At 57.7% G+C, this 1813-nt stretch carries 2 protein-coding genes; one reads left to right on the plus strand and one right to left on the minus strand.

The annotated features are described in order from the left end of the window. Positions 1-99: 99 nt before the first annotated feature. On the minus strand, positions 100-531 hold the full coding sequence (locus ACI77I_RS31905) for a hypothetical protein (protein WP_242155556.1): 432 nt from the start codon (positions 529-531) through the stop codon (positions 100-102). 165 nt (positions 532-696) lie between these two features. Between ACI77I_RS31905 and ACI77I_RS31910 the strand changes: the two genes are divergently transcribed. Beyond that, positions 697-1710 carry an ABC transporter substrate-binding protein gene (locus ACI77I_RS31910; RefSeq protein ID WP_094953609.1) on the plus strand — a complete coding sequence of 338 codons (1014 nt, stop codon included), beginning with the start codon at positions 697-699 and terminating at the stop codon, positions 1708-1710. Positions 1711-1813 lie beyond the last annotated feature (103 nt).

The following is a 1813-nucleotide window of genomic DNA, read 5'->3' on the forward strand; positions in this document are numbered from 1 at the left end:
CACCGCAGGCTAAAAGCAACACAAAAAGTTGCGTAGATACCTATGGCTATCGCAGGCAAGCCAGCTTCCGCAGTAAATGGCGGCGATCTCGCAATCAGCTCAGCTCAGGGCTTGTGGCTGGATCTGCAATACGCCGTCGACATCCTTGGCCAACCCACTGGCCAGCAGCAGTGGCGCCAGGCGCTGGTGCAACTGCGGCTCGACAAACTCTTTCACCGTGTCCAACGCCAGCACACCACTGAGCGGCAACTCGGCCTTGGTGTACGACAGCCACGCCTGCTTGAGCTTCATCAACACATCGCTGCCCGCGGTCGAGGCGAAGCGACGGTGGGTCGGTTTGCCGTCGAAGTTGAACGTGTGCTGGAACGCGTAGCCGGTTTCATCGCCGTTGCTGGCGGCGCAACGTACACAGGTGCAGGGGCCGTCGCCGAACGCGCTGCGCAGGTAGGTGTTGAAGTCCACCACGGGCTTGAGTGACAGGCGCTTATCCACCTCGAACAAGTCCCCGGTCATTTTATCGTCAGTGTTCAACGTCCATTTCCTCGCAGGTCGGCAGGTGTATTTCAAAGCGCGGCACAATAACAGCCACACGGCATTTTAGGGATAATTTGCATAACAATAGATCCCGATATTCTTTTCCTGTCTTAAACATCGCCGCTAGGCTTCATCACCTTCTCGAAAGCGCGGCAGACCTCCATGATATTCAAGCGTTCCTCCCTGACCCTTTTAGCCGCGTCGCTGGCCGCCGCCAGCGCCTTGCTCAGCCCCGGCGCCCAGGCCGAAGGCAAGATCAGCATTGCCCAGCAATTCGGCATCGGCTACCTGATCCTCGACGTGGTGCGCGACCAGCACCTGATCGAGAAACACGGCAAGGAGCAGGGCCTGGATATCACGGTGCAATGGAACAGCATTTCCGGCGCCACTGCGATGAATGAATCGCTGCTGGCTGGCGCCTTGGACGTGGTCTCGGCCGGTGTGCCGCCGATGCTCACGCTGTGGGACCGTACCAAGGGCAAGCAGAACGTCAAGGCCATTGCTTCCTTGGGCTCGATGCCCAACTACCTGCTGACCAACAACCCTAACGTGAAGACGCTCAAGGACTTCACCGAGAAAGACCGTATCGCCGTGCCCGCCGCCGGCGTGGGTTTCCAGTCGCGCACCTTGCAGATCGAGACCGCCAAGCAGTTCGGCGCTGCCAACTTCAAGAAGTTCGACGATATTTCCATCAGCCTGGCCCACCCCGACGCCACGGCAGCGTTGATTGCCGGTGGTTCGGAGATCAATTCGCACTTCTCCAGCCCGCCATTCCAGTACCAGGAACTGCTCAACCCGAATGTGCACAAGGTACTCAGTTCCTACGACGTTCTCGGTGGGCAGGCGACGTTCAACGTGCTCTACACCACACAGAAATTCCATGATGAAAACCCCAAAACCTATAAGGCGTTCTACGCCGCGCTGGCTGAGGCCGAGAAGATCATCAAGGCCGACAAGCCTGCGGCGGCCAAGGCGTATATCCGCGTAGAGGAATCCAAGCTGCCGTTGGACCTGGTGGAGAAAATCGTCCAGGACCCGGAAATCGACTTCACCATCGTGCCGCAACGTACCTACATCTATGCCGAGAAGTTGCAGGAGCTGGGCGTGTTGAAGAACAAGGCGGGGAGCTGGAAGGATTACTTCTTTGAAGAGGCACATGGCGGGGATGGCAGCTGATCTCAGATACGCACACACAATGTGGGGGCTGGCTTGCCTGCGATGAGCATAGGTATCTACACATCTTTTTATGGGTTGAATTTTTTGGTTGTCGCGGGGGGCT

The organism is Pseudomonas sp. D47, from assembly GCF_045447305.1.
GTDB lineage: Bacteria > Pseudomonadota > Gammaproteobacteria > Pseudomonadales > Pseudomonadaceae > Aquipseudomonas.